The sequence below is a fragment of the Methylobacterium sp. D53M genome (assembly GCF_053345625.1).
In genome coordinates this window covers 192727-209408 of sequence record NZ_JBKFAL010000005.1, presented here as the reverse complement: position 1 = coordinate 209408, position 16682 = coordinate 192727, and the positions used below count along the sequence as shown (strand labels likewise).

The window sequence follows — 16682 nt, the reverse complement described above, 5'->3', positions numbered from 1 at the left end:
GCGGAAGGACCTGACCGTCACGCTCGGCGCCGGGACGGCCGCTCCGGGCGCCCGTCCCGATCGCACCGGCACGGGCCGGCAGGAAGCCTGAGCATCCCTGCCGTGCCCGGAAACCGCCGCTCACGCAGGCTGCGCGACCGCGGTGCTGCTGTGCCGCAGGGTCAGCGACAGGCAGACGATGGCGAGGACGCAGGCCGCCAGCAGGAGAATGAAGCAGCCGTTCCAGCCGTAATGGTCGGTCGTGTAGCCGACCAGCGCGCTCGCCGCGACGGAGCCGCCGAGATATCCGAACAGGCCCGTGAAGCCCGCCGCCGTCCCGGCCGCCTTCTTCGGCACGAGCTCGAGGGCCTGGAGGCCGATCAGCATCACCGGCCCGTAGATCAGGAAGCCGATGCAGATCAGGGCCGCGAGGTCGACGCCCGGATTGCCCTCGGGATTGAGCCAGTAGACCAGCGTCGCCGCCATGACGCCGAACATGAACACCACGCCCGTCGCGCCCCGGTTGCCGCGGAACAGCTTGTCGGACAGCCAGCCGCAGAGAAGGGTACCGGGAATGCCGGCCCACTCGTAGAGGAAGTAGGCCCAGGAGGTCTTGTCGACCGAGAAGTGCTTGGCCTCCTTCAGGTAGGTCGGCGCCCAGTCCAGCACGCCGTAGCGGAGCAGGTAGACGAAGACGTTGGCGAAGGCGATGTACCAGAGCATCCGGTTCTTCAGCACGTGCTCGACGAAGATCTCGCGCGTGGAGAACTCGCGTTCGTGGTTCGCGTCGTAGCCGTCCGGAAAATCGTCTTTCCAGGCTTCCACGGAGGGCAGCCCGCAGGATTGCGGCGTGTCGCGCATGGTGATGAAGGCGAAGACCGCGACGCCGAGCGCCACGGCGGCGGGCACGTAGAACGCCGCGTGCCAGTCGTTGAACCAGGCCAGGCCGAGCAGGAAGAGCGGGCCGATCAGGCCACCGCCGACATTGTGCGCCACGTTCCAGACCGAGACGACGCCGCCGCGCTCCTTCTGGGACCACCAGTGCACCATCGTGCGGCCGCTCGGCGGCCAACCCATGCCCTGGAACCAGCCGTTGAGGAACAGCAGGACGAACATGATGCCGACGCTGGAGGTCGCCCAGGGCACGAAGCCGAACAGGAACATCACCAGCGCCGAGAGCACGAGGCCGATCGGCAGGAAGTAGCGCGGGTTGGAGCGGTCCGAGACCATGCCCATCAGGAACTTGGACAGGCCGTACGCGATGGCGACGGCGGAGAGCGCGGTGCCGAGCTCACCGCGGCTGTAGCCCTGCTCGACGAGGTAGGGCATCGCCAGCGAGAAGTTCTTGCGCAGCAGGTAATAGCCCGCATAGCCGAGAAAGATGCCCGCGAAGATCTGCCAGCGCAGCTTGCGGTAGGTCGGATCGACGCGATCCGTCTGGATGGGTGGCCTGTGGGCCGCGGGAGCGAGAAAGCCGATCATGGCGCGCCTTGGTGCTTGAGACCGCGGATGGACCCGGGCTCATCCCGGGCGCATCTCGGATTGGACGGGGTGCTGAGGTGCAGCGCTCAGCGTCGCGCCGTATCGGCGCGCCGACGCGCGATCCGCGCGTCCGGTCTCGACCTGTGGCGATGGTGGACGGCATGGTCCGGTCGCGGCATCGTTTCCTCCTGTGATGCGGCGCCTCTCCGGCTCGGCCGGGTCGCCGTCTCTCGGTCTCGCTGCGTCCTTGCCGGTCTCAGACGGCGGCGGCCATCGCGCCGTCGGTGCGGCCGGTCATGGACGCGATCCGCGCTCGGAGCGCCGCGACCTCGTCGGGCGAGAAGGCGAGACCGAGCTTCGACCGGCGCCAGAGAACGTCCTCGGCGGTGCGGGCCCATTCCCGGTCCATCATCCAGCGCAGCTCGCCCTCGTGGAGGCCGTGTCCCAGATCGGGTCCCAGATTCGAGGCGATGCGCAGCGCGTCCGTCCCGTAGGCGGCCACCATGCGCTGGACCGTGGCGGCGCCAAGCCGGGGCGCGGCGCGGGCGAGGCGCGCCTCGAGCTCGGCCACCCCGTCCACCGGGAAATCGCCACCCGGCAGTGCGGCGCCTCCGGTCCACGAGCGGCCGCGCGCCCCGAGGCGCTGACCGATCTCCTTCAGGGCATCCTCGGCCAGCTTGCGGTAGGTGGTGATCTTGCCGCCGAAGATGTTCAGCACCGCCGCCTCGCCGGCCGCGCCGTCCGTCTTCAGCACGTAGTCGCGCGTCGCCTCCTGCGCCGCGGAGGCATGATCGTCGTAGAGGGGGCGCACCCCCGAGAAGGTCCAGACGATGTCGTCCCGGCGAAGCGGCGTCGCGAAGTACTCGCTGGCGGCGCTCAGGAGATACTCGATTTCCTCCTCGGTGATCGCCGCGTCGGCGGGATCGCCGGAGAAGTCACGGTCCGTCGTGCCGACGAGCGTCGTGTCGTTCGCGTAGGGGATCGCGAAGATGATGCGCCCGTCCGCGTTCTGGAAGATGAAGGCCCGGTCGTGGTCGTAGAGCTTGCGCAACACGATGTGCGAGCCCTGCACGAGGCGCACGTGCTTGGCCTCGCTCCGGCCGAGCGGGCCCTGGATCACCCGGTCGACCCAGGGGCCGGCCGCGTTGACGAGGAAGCGCGCGGCGATCTCCTCCTCGCGGCCGGTCCGAAGCTCGCGCCGGACGATGCGCCAGAGATCGCCCTCGCGCCGGACCGAGACGACGCGGGTCCCCACCGCGATCTCGGCGCCCCGCGCCTCGGCGTCGCGCGCGTTGAGCACCACCAGGCGCGTGTCGTCGACGCGCGCGTCCGAGTACTCGAAGCCGCGCCGGAACTCGGATTTGAGCGGGGCGCCGACCGGGCCGGAGAGGTCCACGGGGCGCGTGCCGGGCAGGCGCTTGCGGCCGCCGAGATGGTCGTAGAGGAACAGGCCGATCCGCAGCAGCCAGGCCGGACGCAGGCCCGCGTGGAGCGGCAGGACGAAGCGCAGCGGGCGCACGATGTGGGGCGCGATCCCCCAGAGCACCTCGCGCTCGGCCAGCGCCTCCCGCACGAGGCGGAACTCGTAGTGCTCCAGGTAGCGCAGACCGCCGTGGATCAGCTTGGTCGACCATGACGAGGTGCCGCTGCCCAGGTCATTCTGCTCGGTCAGCGACACCGAGTATCCCCGGCCGGCCGCGTCCCGCGCGATGCCGCAGCCGTTGATCCCCCCGCCGATGACGGCAACGTCGAACGTCCGCATGATCCTCCCCCTCTCGTGCCGCGGCGTCAGACGCGCGGCTGCGAAAGCAGAGGAATTGAATACGAAACCAAAGGAAAGTCAATCGAAACCAATACGCTCAGCGACCGGTTTCGACGAGCCGCACTCCGGACGCGCGGCACAGGTCGCGCAGCGTGTCGCTGGGGCAGCGATCGGTCACGAAGGTGCCGACCTGGCTGAGTTGGGCGAGCCGGACCGGCGCGCTGCGCTCGAACTTGGTGGAATCGGCGACCAGCACGACGTGGCGCGCGTTGGCGATGATCGCCTGCGCGACCCGGACCTCGCGATAGTCGAAGTCGAGGAGGGCCCCGTCCTCGTCGATCGCCGAGGCCCCGATCACCGCGAAATCGACCTTGAACTGGCGGATGAAATCCACCGCCGCCTCCCCGACGATCCCCCCGTCCGAGCGGCGGATCAGGCCACCCGCCACGATGCACTCGATCTCCGGGCTGGGCCGCAGGGCGAGCGCGACGTTGAGGTTGTTGGTGATGACCATGAGGCCGGAATGGCTCAGCAGCGCCCGGGCGACGGCCTCGGTGGTGGTGCCGATATTGATGAACAGCGAGGAGCGGTCCGGGATCAGGTCGGCGGCCGCGCGCGCGATCGCCGCCTTCTCGGGCGCCGCGATCGCGTTGCGTGCCTCGTAGTCGAGGTTCTCGGCGCCCGCGCCGAGCACCGCCCCGCCGTGGATGCGCGAGAGGAGGCGCGCGTCGCAGAGGTCGTTCAGGTCCTTCCGGATGGTCTGCACGCTGACCGCGAACCGGCCGGACAGGGCATCGACCGAGACGCGCCCCTCGGTCCGAGCGACGTCCATGATCGCGTTCTGACGCTCCGAGAGCATGCCTTCAGACCTCCGCGCGGCGAAAACGAAACCGGTTTCGGTGCGAACGCGCGAACGATGCCGGAAAGCGAAGGCGCGCTCTGAACCGGCCTTCACGCCTAGCGGATTCACCTCCGGGAGGAAACGTCCGGACCCCGCGGCCCGGCCCGGCGGATGTTGACGCTGCGCGCCCGCGCGTCGACAAGCGCCGCGATGGCACGGTTTCGGTATTCGCATCGATGACGCGCGCGGCCGTCCCGCAGAACTGGTCTCCGGTCGGAGGCGGGGATCTCGGCGACCTGATCCGCGATCATGACTGGGCGGCGACGCCGCTCGGGGCCATCGCCTCCTGGCCCGCGCCCGTCCGGACCATCGTCCAGACCCTGCTGCTCTCGCCGGTCCCGACGGTGGCGATCTGGGGAAGCGACGGGATCCTGGTCTACAACCGGGGCTACGCGGAGGTCTGCGGCCCGCGCCATCCGGAGGCCCTCGGCGGGCGTCTCCTGGAACTCTGGCCGGAAGCCCGCACCTTCAACGCACACGTGATCGCCAGCGGCCTGTCCGGTCGCCCGCTCAGCTTCCGCGCCCAGGAACTGGAGCTCTGGCGACACGGGCATCCGGAGACGGTCTGGATGGACCTCGACTACACGCCCATCCTGGACGACGAGGGGACGCCGATCGGCACGCTCGCCACGGTGCTCGACATCACCGAGCGCGTCCTCAGCGAGCGTCGGATCGCCGAGAACGAGAGCCGCCTCGGCTTCCTCGACCAGCTGGGCCAGGCAACCGCGAACGCCCGCGACGCCGGCACGATCCTGGAGATCACCACGCGCTGCGTCGGCGCGCACCTGAACCTGTCGAATTGCGCCTACGCCGACATGGATCCGGACGGCGACGGCTTCACCATCCGCGGCAACTGGCACGTGCCGACGTCGCCCTCGATCCTCGGGCATTACAGCCTCGCCGATTTCGGCGCCCTGGCCGTCCAGGAACTCAATGCCGGCCGGCCGCTCATCATCAACGACAACGCCGCCGAGCTCGCCCCGCACGAGGCCGAGGCCTTCCGGGCGATCGGGATCGCGGCCACCATCTGCATGCCGCTGGTGAAGGACGGACGGCTCGCCGCCCTGATGGCCGTCCACCACGCGCGGCCCCACCGCTGGTCGCGCGCCGAGCTCGCGCTCATCCGCGAAGCGACCGAGCGCTGCTGGGCGCATATCGAGCGTGTCGGCGCGGAGGCGAGCCTGCGGCTCAGCGAGGCGCGGCTCCGCGCCCTGGTCCACGCGACCTCCGACGTGGTCTACCGCATGAGCCCGGACTGGCAGGAGATGCGCCAGCTCGACGGTCGCGGCTTCCTGTCCGACATGGCGGAGCCGAGCGTGCGCTGGCTCGACCGCTACGTCGATCCGGCCGACAGGCCCGAGGTCATGGCCGCCGTCAACGACGCGGTCAGCCGCAAGGGCCTGTTCGAGCTCGAGCACCGGGTCCGGCGCGCCGACGGCGGCGTCGGCTGGACGCTGTCGCGCGCGGTGCCGCTGATCGATCGGCACGGGACCGTCACCGAGTGGTTCGGGATGGCCAGCGACGTCACGTTCCGCCACGAGGCCGACGCGCGGCTCAGGGAGAGCGAGGCCCGCTTCCGCGCCATGGCGGACGACGCGCCGGTGATGACCTGGATCACCGACGAGACCGGGGCGTGCATCTACCTCAACCGGCGCTGGTACGAGTTCACCGGGCAGGCGGAGGCCGAGGCGCTCGGCCTCGGCTGGCTGGACGCGATCCATCCCGACGACCGCGCCCACTCCGAGCAGGTGTTCCTGGCGGCGAACGCCGACCGGGCGTCGTTCCGCCTCGAATACCGCCTCCGGGACGGGGACGGCCGGTACCGCTGGGCGCTCGACGCCGCGTCGCCGCGGTTCGCCTCCGACGGCGCGTTCCTCGGCTATTTCGGCTCTGTCATCGACATCGACGAGCGCCGCGAGGCCGAGGCGCGGCTGCGCACGCTGACCGACGTCGTGCCGGCCTTCGTCTGGTTCGCCTCGCCGGACGGCCGCCTGCATTACCTGAACGACCGCTGGTGCGCGTATACCGGCCTCGACACGCAGGCGTCGCTGCCCGATGGCTGGATCGAGGCGGTGCATCCGGACGATCGCGCGCGGACGGCGGCGGTCTGGGCGGACGCGCGCGAGCAAGGCGTCACCTACGAGATCGAGGTGCGCTATCGGCGGCACGACGGCGCGTATCGCTGGTACATGGCCCGGGCCGAACCGCTGCGCGATCCCGGGGGGACCATCACCGCCTGGTTCGGGACATCGACCGACATCCACGACCGCAAGCTGGCGGAAGACGGCCTGCGCGAGCTGAACGAGACCCTGGAGAGCCGTGTCGCCGAGCGCACCGGAGAGCTGCTCAAGACCGAGGAGGCGCTGCGCCAGTCGCAGAAGATGGAGGCCGTGGGCCAGCTCACCGGCGGCGTGGCGCACGACTTCAACAACCTGCTCACCATCATCCGCTCGTCCGTCGACTTCTTGCGCCGGCCCGAGCTGCCCGAGGCGCGCAAGGCCCGCTACCTCGACGCGGTGTCCGACACGGTCGATCGCGCCGCCAAGCTGACCGGCCAGCTTCTCGCCTTCGCCCGCCGCCAGACCCTGGACCCGCAGGTCTTCGACCTCGGCGACCGGTTGCGGGCCGTGGCCGAACTGCTCGACACGGTGACGGGCGCGCGGATCCGGGTCGTCACCGCGATCCCGGAAGTCTCCTGTGCCGTGCGCGCCGACCTGAGCCAGTTCGAGACGGCGCTGGTGAACATCGCCGTCAACGCGCGCGACGCGATGGACGGCGAGGGCACCCTCACGCTGCGATTGACCTGCACCTGCCCTCTGCCGGCGATCCGCGGGCACGCGGCGAGCGCGCGGCCGTTCGCGGCGATCGCGCTCACCGATACCGGCTCCGGCATCGCCCCGAACGTGCTGGACCGGATCTTCGAGCCGTTCTTCACCACCAAGGAGGTCGGCAAGGGGACGGGCCTGGGCCTGAGCCAGGTGTTCGGCTTCGCGAAGCAGTCCGGCGGCGATGTCGCGGTCGAGAGCGTGCTCGGCGCGGGGACGACCTTCACGCTCTACCTGCCCGAAGTCGCGGCCGAGTCCGCGCCGTACGCCGCCGTCGCGCCCGCGGAGCCGGCCTCCCCCATCGGTTCCGGCCAGCGCGTTCTGGTGGTGGAGGACAACGTCGAGGTCGGCACCTTCGCCACGCAGATTCTGGAAGATCTCGGTTACGAGACTACCTGGGCCGCGAATGCCGAGGAAGCCTTGGACCGGCTCGGACCCGAGGGAACGGAGTTCGACGTCGTGTTCTCGGACGTGGTGATGCCGGGGATGGGCGGGCTGGCCCTCGCGCAGGAACTCAGGCGCCGGATGCCGCGGCTTCCGGTGCTCCTGGCCTCAGGCTACAGCCACGTCCTCGCGCAGGACGGCGCGCACGGATTCTCGGTCCTGCACAAACCCTACTCGGCCGAGCAGCTCGGACGCCTGCTCCGGCAAGTCACCGCGCGGAAGCAGGGCGCGACGGCGACGCCGTGAGCCGCTGCGGCGCGCACGCGCGCCCCCCGGCTGTTTGCTGATGCAACCGGCGGTGTAAGACGGGCGCCGACGACCCGGAATGATGACGGTGCCGTCCCCCCGCGCGCGACTGACATGACGACGCCTGAACACCCATCCGCGCCCGCCACCGGCGACGGCGGCCCGTTCGACGCCGACGGCCTGCGGCTGACGCTCGACGAGGCCGGCATCTGCGGCTGGGCCCTCGACATCCCGACCGGGCACGTCACGATCCTCCCGTCCTGCATCCGCCTGTTCGGCGTGCCGCCGGACCGTCTCACCACCCTGGACGAGATCCAAGCGCGCGTTCACCCGGACGACCGCGCCGCCCGGGCGGCGGCGATCGGGCGCGCGCTGACGGACGGCGGAAGCTACGAGATCGACTTCCGCGCCGTGCATCCCGATGGACGCGTTCACTGGTTACGCTCGCGCGGGCGCGTGCAGGTCGATGCCGGCGGCCGGCCGTGCCGGCACCGGGGCGTGGTCTTCAGCATCCACGCGCAGAAGCAGGCCGACGAGGAGTTGCGGGCGCGCGAGGCGCACCTGCGCTCGATCCTCGACACGGTGCCCGATGCGATGATCGTCATCGACGAGCAGGCGCAGATCAAATCGTTCAGCGCGGCCGCCGTGCGCCAGTTCGGCTACGGCTCGGACGAGATGGTCGGGCGGAACGTCAGCGTGCTGATGCCGGAGCCGTACCGCAGCCAGCACGACGCCTACATGGCCCGCTACCTCCGGACGGGCGAGCGCCGGATCATCGGCATCGGCCGCGTCGTGGTCGGCCAGCGCAAGGACGGCTCCACCTTCCCCATGGAGCTGTCGGTCGGCGAGATGCGCTCGGGCGGCGAGCGCTACTTCACCGGCTTCATCCGCGACCTGACCGAGCGGAACGAGACCGAGACGCGCCTGCAGGAGCTGCAGTCCGAGCTGGTGCACATGTCGCGCTTCACCGCCCTCGGCGAGATGGCCTCGACCCTGGCCCACGAGATCAACCAGCCCCTGACGGCGATCGCGAGCTACCTGAAGGGCTGCCGCCGCCTCCTCGGGCGCATGGAGGGTCCCGAGGTGCCCCTGCTCGCCGACGCGGTGAACCAGGCGGCCGACCAGGCCCTGAGAGCCGGGCAGGTGATCCGGCACCTGCGGGATTTCGTGTCGCGCGGCGAGAGCGAGCGCCACATCGAGGGATTGCCGAAGCTGATCGAGGAAGCGAGCGCCCTGGCCCTCGTCGGCGCCAAGGAGAAGGGCGTGCGCGTCCGCTTCGATCTCGACCCGGACGCGCCCCTCGTGATGGCGGTCCGGATCCAGGTGCAGCAGGTCCTGCTCAACCTCATCCGCAACGCGATCGAGGCCATGCAGGACGTGGCCCGGCGCGACCTGACCGTCGCCACGCGGGCGCTGCCCGCCGAGGGCCTGGTCGAGGTGCGCGTGTCGGATACCGGGACCGGCATCGCGCCCGAGATCGCCGAGCAGCTCTTCCAGCCCTTCGTGACGACGAAAGCGAACGGCATGGGCGTCGGCCTGTCGATCTGCCGGACCATCGTCGAGGCCCACGGCGGCAAGATCCAGGCCGGCCCCGGTCCGGACGGCGGGACGACCTTCCGCTTCACCCTGCGCACCTTCGACCGCGAGGAGATGGCTCATGTCGAGTGACGCGCCCGTGCACATCGTGGACGACGATCTCGCGGTGCGTCAGGCGCTGGCCTTCCTGCTGGCGACCGACGGGCTGACCGTCCGCGTCCACGATTCCGCGACCGCCTTCCTGGCGGCAGAGCCCGAGCGCGTCGGCTGCGTCGTCACCGACGTGCGCATGCCCGGCATCGACGGCGTCGAGCTCCTGCACCGCCTCCGTCAGCGGGGTAGCCTGCCGCCGGTGATCGTCATGACGGGCCACGCGGACGTCGCCCTCGCGGTCGCGGCCATGAAGGCCGGCGCAGTCGACTTCATCGAGAAGCCGTTCGACGACGAGGTGCTCCTCGCCAGCATCCGCTCGGCCCTGGCGCGCTCGGACCGGACGGCCAAGCGCGCGTCCGAGCGCGACGCGGTGCGGGCGTGCCTGGCCGAACTGACCGAGCGCGAGCGGCAGGTGCTGGAGGGACTGATCGCCGGCAAGGCCAACAAGGTCATCGGCCTCGATCTCGGCATCAGCCCGCGGACGGTGGAGATCTACCGGGCGAACGTCATGTCCAAGCTCCAGGCCGGCAGCCTCTCCGAACTCGTCCGCATGGCCCTGATCGCGGGGCAGACGGACGGCGACTGAGCGCGGGAGCGGTCCCGCAGCCGGCCGGTCCCTCGGGCGCCCCGGGGGCAGCATCCGGGGGCGGTGGTCCGAGCCGGGATCCGCGTCGACGCCGTCTAGGTCGTGGCCAGCATTCCTTCCCCGAGGAAGGAGCCGGGCCCCGGCACGCCGGGCAGAGCGAAGAAATAGCCGCCGCCGATCGGGCGGATGTACTCTTCGAGCCCCTCGCCGGACAGACGGTTCTGCACGGTGATGAATCCGGCGGCGAGGTCTGCCTGGTAGCAGACGAACAGCAGGCCCATGTCGAGCTGGCCGGCGGCGGTCAGCCCGCGGGAATAGTTGTAGCTGCGGCGCAGGATCAGGCTGCCCTCGGTGCCCGGCAGGCGCGGATTGGCGAGACGGATATGGGCCGCGAGCGAGATCGCCTCGCCGTCCGGGTCGGCGGCGTAGTCGGGGACGTCGCGCTCGTGTCCCTGCCGGAGCGGCGCGCCGCTGCCCTTGTGCCGCCCGATGATGGCCTCCTGCTCGCCGAGCGGCGTGCGGTCCCAACGCTCGACGAGGGTGCGGATGATCCGCACGACCTGATAGCTTCCGCCCGTCGTCCAGGCCGGCTCGTCCTGCCCCGCTCCGACCCAGACGTAACGGTCCATCATCCGGAGGTCCCGCACGTCGAGGTTGGCGGTGCCGTCCTTGAAGCCGAGCATGTTGCGCACGGTGTCGGCCCCCATGGTCTTCACCACGTGGGGCGGGAGGAAGCCCTCCATCTTCCAGCGTGGCGTGAGGAGGCCGGGCGTCGCCTTGATGACGTCGCGCAGGGCGTGGATGTTGGTCTCGGCGGTGTTCGAGCAGAACTGGATCAGCAGGTCGCCGTGGCACTGCGCCGGGTCGAGGGCGTCGTTGGGGAAGCGCTCCATCGGCCCGAGATGGCGCGGGCGGGCGCGACCCAGGCCGAACCGGTAGTCGAACAGGCTCGCGCCGACCGAGACGGTGGCGGTGAGATTGTCCGGGAAGATGGTCGGCCCGAGGATGCCGGAATTGCGCGGCGGGAGCTGCGGGTGGAGATCGGGCACGGCACCTCCCCGCGTCAGGAAGGCGAGGCGCTCGGTGAGCGTCCGGAACAGGTGGGGCAGCTCGCCGCGCCGCTCGGCCAGCACGTCGAAGGCGACGTACAGGACGGCGGCCGGCTGAGGGGTGACGATCCCGGCTTGGTGGGGGCCGTAGAAGGGCTGAGAGACGAGCGTCCCCTCGGTGGCGGTGGTCGGCGTCGCGTCCTCGGCCCGGGCGGGCCCGAGGAGCGCGGCGGCGCCGAGGCCGCCGAGAAACCAGCGGCGGGTGGGAACCGGTGAAAGGAAGCGCATCGTCGCTCGGCAAGATCTGGTCGCGCTGCCGCCTTTAGCCACGAAGAGAGGCCACAGCGCGGCACCTCGGCAATGATATCAGTCTAGACCCAACCGGCCACGCAGCGTCGACAGATCTTCAGCCAACAGGGTGATGGGCCCCTTCAGGGCGTTGCGGTCGCGGGCGGTGAGGTTGTCGTAGCTCTGGAAGCCGCCGTCCGGACTGCGGTAGCGCGCGAGCAGGTCCTCGACCCGCTTGTAGCTGCGCTCGACCCGGGCCACGAAGTCCCGGTCCGTCAGCAGCGGCCGCAGGAGCGTGAACACCACCTTCGAGCCCTCGATATTGGCCTGGAAGTCCCACAGGTCGGTGCGGCTGTAGCGCTCCTCCTCGCCGCTGATCTTGGTGGCGGCGATCCCCTCGATCAGGGCCGAGGCCGCCCCGACCGCCCGGGCGGGCGGGATGGCGAGCGCCGCGAGTCGGTCGCGCAGGGTCACGGTCTCGGCGGTGAGCCGCTCCGCGACCTCGCCGAGCCCCTCCGTGGTGCCGAGGGTGAACAGCGCCATCTCCAGCCGATGGAAGCCGACGAAGGCGGGATCGCGCTCGCGCAGCTCGAACTCGTCGCTGCGCACGTCGAGACGCTTGATCAGCTCGGGAAACAGGGCCGCCACCGGCTCGATGCGCTCGTAGGGCGCGCGCGCCGGGGCGTAGAGCCGACGCGCCTCCGCGAGCTGCCCGGCCTGGATCGCCGCGACGAAGCGCGCGGTCTCGCGCACGAAGGCGTCGGCCTGGGCCACGACGTAGGTCCTGTACGCCGCGAGGGCCGCGGCCAGCTCCGGCGGCACCGGCCGGGACGGCCGGGCGGGACGCGGGCTGTCCGGCATGTCGAGGGACCAGCCCGGGCGGGGATCGCCGACGCCGATCAGCGTCGCCAGAGCGAGGGCCGCGATGCGGGATCGGTCCCGGGCGAGGCTTGGAGACGCGGGCATGGGCGGCGGCGCATCGTGACACGGGGCGCGGCCCGAGCCGGCCGCATCGACCGGCTAATCGAGGCCTCACCGGCGGGCAACTGCCGACCGCGGCGGCGGTTCGCGGCGGGCCCTGGTCGACCGGCCTTCCGGCGGCCTCGCGGAGCATGATCGCGGCGCGCTCAGACGAGGAGCGGGATCACGATCGCGAGCAGGACATTCCCGCCGACGAGCAGGATCAGAGGGAGCGTCTCCATGCCGGTCAGCCCAGGCAGGACCGGGCGCGGATCCCGGCCATCGCGGGCTTCGCCGGGCAGGCGGGCGCGTCCGCGGCGTAGCTCCGGGTGCCGGCCGGCTGCCCGGTGACGGCCTGCGAGAGCGCCGGCAGGTAGGTCGTGCCGACCATGATGCCGGCCGAGAGCAGGAGGCGGGCGATGACGTCGAGCATGGTGTTTCCCCTCATTCGGCCTTCGAGGACCGTTGTGCGGGGCGGTATCTACACAAGCGGTGCTGCGGGAATATTGCGTCCCGTGTTGCTTCAGCGCTCTCGGGAAGTCATCGCGCCGATGGCACAATAACGGACTATGTCGTCGCGGAATCAGCGACGGATCGGGGAGCGGGACGGGTGACGGGGCGCGGGACACGGTGCGCGGCGCGATGATCCGCGGGTTGGGGAGGTCCGGGATCGCGCGCCGCGTCCTCGTGGTCGGCGCGATCCCGATTCTCGTCGCGGCCGCCATCGCGCTGGGCGCCTGGATCCTGCTCTACGAGGCGGAGCGGGCCCGGACAGGCGCCGTGGTGGCGACGGAGACCGCACAGACGCTGACGTCGATGAACCGGGCGCGGGCGGATGCCGTCAGCGGCGGCACCGCGCGGCGGGACGAGGCCGAGCGACGCTTCGACGAGCGGGCCGCCACGGCGGCCGGGCAGCTCGAACGCCTGGAGGGTCTCGCGCGCACCCGCGGCCAGTCGGCTCTCGTGGCGACCGTCACGGGCGATCTGAACTCGCAGGTGACGCGCATGCGCTCGCTCCTGCTCTCCGAGCGGACCGCGAACGCGACGATCGCCGATATGGCCCGGCGGGCGGACGCCCTGGTGGCCCTGACCGACGTCGCGCGCCGGCGCCAGCAGCAGGACAACGCCCAGTTGATCGCCGTCCTGGCCGTCAAGGATGCCGAGCTGGAGCGGAACCAGGGCGTCGTCACGGCCCTCCGGGAGCTCCGGGAGGCGATCAGCACCGCGGAGCTGAACCGGGCGCGCATCGGCCGCCCGGTCTTCCCGATCGAGTTCGATGAGCTCGCCGCCGACCTGCGGCAGCTCGATGCGGTAGGCGACCGGCTGCGCCGCGTCCTGCGGGTCGACGGCGAGGCGGGGGCGGCGGACCGGGCGACGGAGCTCCTGAAGGCGTACCGCGACCGGAGCCGGACCGAGGACGGCCTCAACAGGGTGCTCTCCGAGGGCTTCGAGCTGACCCGCGCGACCCAGGCCGGCCGCGTCCTGGTCGAGTGGTGCGACCAGCTCGTCCAAGTGAACGTCACCCGGCAGAACCGGCTGTACGAGGAGGTCGCGCTCCTGATCCGTCACTCGGTCCTCTCGAACGAGGCCGAGCTCTCCGCCCAGGACATCGCCCTCACGGCCCTGCGCCTGGCCCGAAGGACGGATGCGGCCCTGGCGCGCCGGGATACTGCGGAAGCGTCGCGGGTGCTGGAGGCGGGCGCGGAGCTGTCGGGCACGTCCCGGACGCTGCTCATCCCGGTGAGCATCCGGGACGAGATGGCGGAGGCGATCGACGGGTGGCGCACGCAGCTCGCCGCGACGATCGAGAAGATCAGCGAGCAGAACGAGACCATCGCCGACATGGACAGCCGCGCCGCCACGATGAGCGCCAACGCGCAGACCCTGAGCCGGGCCTTCATCGACGATGCCGACCAGTTCGGCAGCGTGATCCGGCAGCTGCTGGTCGTGGGGGCGGTCGGCGCCCTGTGCCTGGGGATCGGCGCCGCCGCCGCGGTGGCGCGCTCGATCACCCGGCCGCTGCACGCGCTCCAGCACAGCATCGTCACCGCCGCCGCCGCGCCCGCCCCCGAGGATATCGGCCGCGACAGCCACCTGCTCACCCGACGCGACGAACTCGGCGACATCGCCAGGGCGACCAACGCGTTCCTGGAGCAGATCCGCCGCCGCGAGGCGGACCGGCGCAACGCCTCCCAGCGCGCCGACGACGCGCTCACGACCCTGCGGCAGGCCCAGGAGGACCTGATCCGCGCCGAGCGGCTCGCCTCGCTCGGGCAGCTCGTGGCGGGCGTCTCGCACGAGATCAGCACCCCGCTCGGCATCGCCCTGACCACGGCGACACAGGTCCAGTCCGACTCGGCCGCGTTCGCGCGCATGGTCGGGGACAACCAGCTCTCCCGGTCGCGGCTGACCCAGTATGCCGGGCGGATGCGAGAGGGCGCGCAGCTCCTGACCAGCAACCTGATGCGCGCGGCCGATCTCCTCTACAGCTTCAAGCAGGTGGCGGCCGATCAGGCCATCGAGGACCGCCGCCCGCTGAACCTCGCGGACTGGATCGACGAACTCCTGAAGAGCCTGCGCGCCCTGGCGCGGCCAAGCCGCCACGTCTTCGAGGTCGACTGCCCGCCCGATCTCGTCGTCGACACCCTGCCGGGGATCCTGGCGCAGGTCGTCTCGAACGCCGTCAAGAACGCGATCGAGCACGGCTTCCAGGATCGGGAGGGCGGCCGCATCACCATCACGGGGATCCGGTCCGGGGACGGCATCGGCCTCTCCATCGCCGATGACGGGCGCGGCATCGACGGGGCCGACCTCGGCCGCGTGTTCGACCCGTTCTTCACCACGGCCCGCGCCCGCGGCGGCACGGGCCTGGGCCTGCACATCGTCCACAACCTCGTGGTGAACCGCCTCCAGGGGCGGGTCGAACTGCAGAGCAGCGCGGGTGCCGGCACGGTGCTGCGGCTGTGGCTACCGGAGCGGCTGGCATGAGCGGCGCGACGCAACTCACCCGGCGCGGCGTCGGCCTCCCGAGGCTGCCGAGCGCCGGCCTGCTCATGACGCTGCTCGTCGGGCTACTCGTCGGGCTGCCCGCCGCGCTGCGCCCGCTGCCCGCCGCGGCCCTCACCGAGATCCAGTTCTGGCACGCCCTGGACGGGCCGAACGGCGAGCTGGTGACCCGCCTCGCCGAGACCTTCAACGCATCGCAGCCGGACTACCGGGTCGTGCCGGTCTACAAGGGCTCCTACGCCGAGACGATCAGCAGCGGCATCACGGCCTACCGCACCGGCGCGGCGCCGCACCTGCTGCAGGTCTTCGAGGTCGGCAACGGCACCATGGCGGCCGCCGTCGGCGCCGTCAGATCCGTCGCCACCGTGATGCGGGAGGCCGGGCTCTCGGTGACGCCCGAGGACTTCCTGCCGGTCGTCGCCACCAATTATCGGGATGCCGAGGGCGGGATGCTGTCGCTCCCCTTCAACGTCTCCTCGACGGTGATGTGGATCAACCGCGACCGGTTCCGTCTGGCGGGACTCGACGCCAAGCAGCCCCCGGCGACCTGGCCCGAGGTCTTCGAGGCCGCGCGGCGGCTCAAGGCGGCGGACGGCAAGCGGTGCGCCCTGTCCTCCGCCTGGCCGACCTGGGTGCATCTCGAGCAGCTGTCCGTCTGGCACGACCGGCCGCTCGCGACCCGCTCCAACGGCCTGGACGGCTACGATGCCGAACTCGTCTTCAACGGCCCGCTCCAGGTCCGCCACCTGCAGAACCTCGTCGACCTGAAGCGCGCGGGCGTGTTCGAGTACAACGACCGCGTCAATCGCGGCGAGAGCCGGTTCGTCTCGGGCGACTGCGCGATCTTCCTCACCTCGTCCAGCCTGTACGGCAAGGTCGCCACCGCCGCCCGGTTCGACTGGACGGTCGTGCCCATGCCCTTCTATCCCGACGTCGTGCCGGAGCCGCAGAACGCGATCCTGGGCGGCGGCTCGCTCTACGTCATGCAGGGCAAGACGCCGGACGAGTACCGCGGCGTCGCCCGGTTCCTGGCCTTCCTGATGGACGGGCGGCAGCAGGCCGCGATGTACCGGAACACCGGCTACATCCCCACCACGCGCGCCGCCTACGACGACGCGGTGGCGGAGGGCTTCTTCGAGCGGCACCCGCAGCTCCACGTCGCCGTGCAGGAACTCACCCGGCGGCCGCCGACACGCAACACCGCCGGTCTGCGCCTGGGCAACATGCTGCAGATCCGGGACATCTGGGCCGAGGAGCTGGAGGCGGCGCTCGACGGCGCGAAGGCGCCGCAGCGGGCCCTCGACGACGCCGTGGCGCGGGGCAATCAGGTGCTGCGGGTCTTCCAGCAGCGGACCAAGAAGTGAGCGTGGTCGGTCGGCCCACCCCGTCATCGCGAGCGCCGCGAAGCGACCCAGGGATGCGCGCCGTTAGTGGACGTGGCGCTGCTGGATTGCTTCGCTCCGCT

Annotated in this window: 11 protein-coding genes; 5 read left to right on the top strand and 6 right to left on the bottom strand. The window is 71.2% G+C overall.

What is annotated here, in order from left to right:
* Positions 1 to 120: 120 nt before the first annotated feature.
* The 3 genes from glpT to ACLBYG_RS11665 form a co-directional block, all read right to left on the bottom strand.
* On the bottom strand, positions 121 to 1461 hold the full coding sequence (gene glpT, locus ACLBYG_RS11675; RefSeq protein WP_447681565.1) for a glycerol-3-phosphate transporter: 1341 nt from the start codon (positions 1459 to 1461) through the stop codon (positions 121 to 123).
* A 256-nt stretch (positions 1462 to 1717) separates the two neighbouring features.
* On the bottom strand, positions 1718 to 3223 hold the full coding sequence (gene glpD, locus ACLBYG_RS11670; protein ID WP_447681564.1) for a glycerol-3-phosphate dehydrogenase: 1506 nt from the start codon (positions 3221 to 3223) through the stop codon (positions 1718 to 1720).
* A 97-nt stretch (positions 3224 to 3320) separates the two neighbouring features.
* On the bottom strand, positions 3321 to 4082 hold the full coding sequence (locus tag ACLBYG_RS11665) for a DeoR/GlpR family DNA-binding transcription regulator (RefSeq protein WP_020093146.1): 762 nt from the start codon (positions 4080 to 4082) through the stop codon (positions 3321 to 3323).
* A 218-nt stretch (positions 4083 to 4300) separates the two neighbouring features.
* On the opposite strand from ACLBYG_RS11665, the gene ACLBYG_RS11660 reads away from it, so the two are divergent.
* From ACLBYG_RS11660 to fixJ, 3 genes are all read left to right on the top strand, one after another.
* Positions 4301 to 7639, top strand: a complete 3339-nt coding sequence (locus ACLBYG_RS11660) for a PAS domain S-box protein (RefSeq protein ID WP_447681563.1) — start codon at positions 4301 to 4303, stop codon at positions 7637 to 7639.
* Between the two features lie 114 nt (positions 7640 to 7753).
* On the top strand, positions 7754 to 9307 hold the full coding sequence (locus tag ACLBYG_RS11655; RefSeq protein ID WP_447681562.1) for a PAS domain S-box protein: 1554 nt from the start codon (positions 7754 to 7756) through the stop codon (positions 9305 to 9307).
* Positions 9297 to 9914 carry a response regulator FixJ gene (gene fixJ / locus ACLBYG_RS11650; RefSeq protein WP_447681561.1) on the top strand — a complete coding sequence of 206 codons (618 nt, stop codon included), beginning with the start codon at positions 9297 to 9299 and terminating at the stop codon, positions 9912 to 9914. The genes ACLBYG_RS11655 and fixJ overlap by 11 nt, the downstream gene beginning before the upstream one ends.
* A 95-nt stretch (positions 9915 to 10009) precedes the next feature.
* Here the strand turns inward: fixJ and efeB are convergent, their stop codons facing one another.
* The 3 genes from efeB to ACLBYG_RS11635 all read right to left on the bottom strand — a co-directional run bounded on the left by efeB (position 10010) and on the right by ACLBYG_RS11635 (position 12644).
* Complete coding sequence (gene efeB / locus ACLBYG_RS11645; protein WP_447681560.1) at positions 10010 to 11251, bottom strand: iron uptake transporter deferrochelatase/peroxidase subunit; 1242 nt, start codon at positions 11249 to 11251, stop codon at positions 10010 to 10012.
* 78 nt (positions 11252 to 11329) lie between these two features.
* Positions 11330 to 12217 (bottom strand): iron uptake system protein EfeO, encoded by an 888-nt coding sequence (efeO, locus tag ACLBYG_RS11640; RefSeq protein WP_020093141.1) that lies wholly within the window; start codon positions 12215 to 12217, stop codon positions 11330 to 11332.
* A 241-nt stretch (positions 12218 to 12458) separates the two neighbouring features.
* Positions 12459 to 12644, bottom strand: coding sequence for a hypothetical protein (locus ACLBYG_RS11635; protein WP_056533322.1), 186 nt, complete (start codon positions 12642 to 12644; stop codon positions 12459 to 12461).
* Between the two features lie 209 nt (positions 12645 to 12853).
* Between ACLBYG_RS11635 and ACLBYG_RS11630 the strand changes: the two genes are divergently transcribed.
* Both ACLBYG_RS11630 and ugpB read left to right on the top strand, forming a co-directional pair.
* The gene (locus tag ACLBYG_RS11630; RefSeq protein WP_447681559.1) at positions 12854 to 15199 is read left to right on the top strand and encodes an ATP-binding protein; all 2346 of its coding nucleotides are present in this window, start codon (positions 12854 to 12856) and stop codon (positions 15197 to 15199) included.
* The gene (gene ugpB, locus ACLBYG_RS11625; RefSeq protein WP_447681558.1) at positions 15196 to 16581 is read left to right on the top strand and encodes a sn-glycerol-3-phosphate ABC transporter substrate-binding protein UgpB; all 1386 of its coding nucleotides are present in this window, start codon (positions 15196 to 15198) and stop codon (positions 16579 to 16581) included. The genes ACLBYG_RS11630 and ugpB overlap by 4 nt, the downstream gene beginning before the upstream one ends.
* The last annotated feature ends 101 nt before the right edge of the window (positions 16582 to 16682 follow it).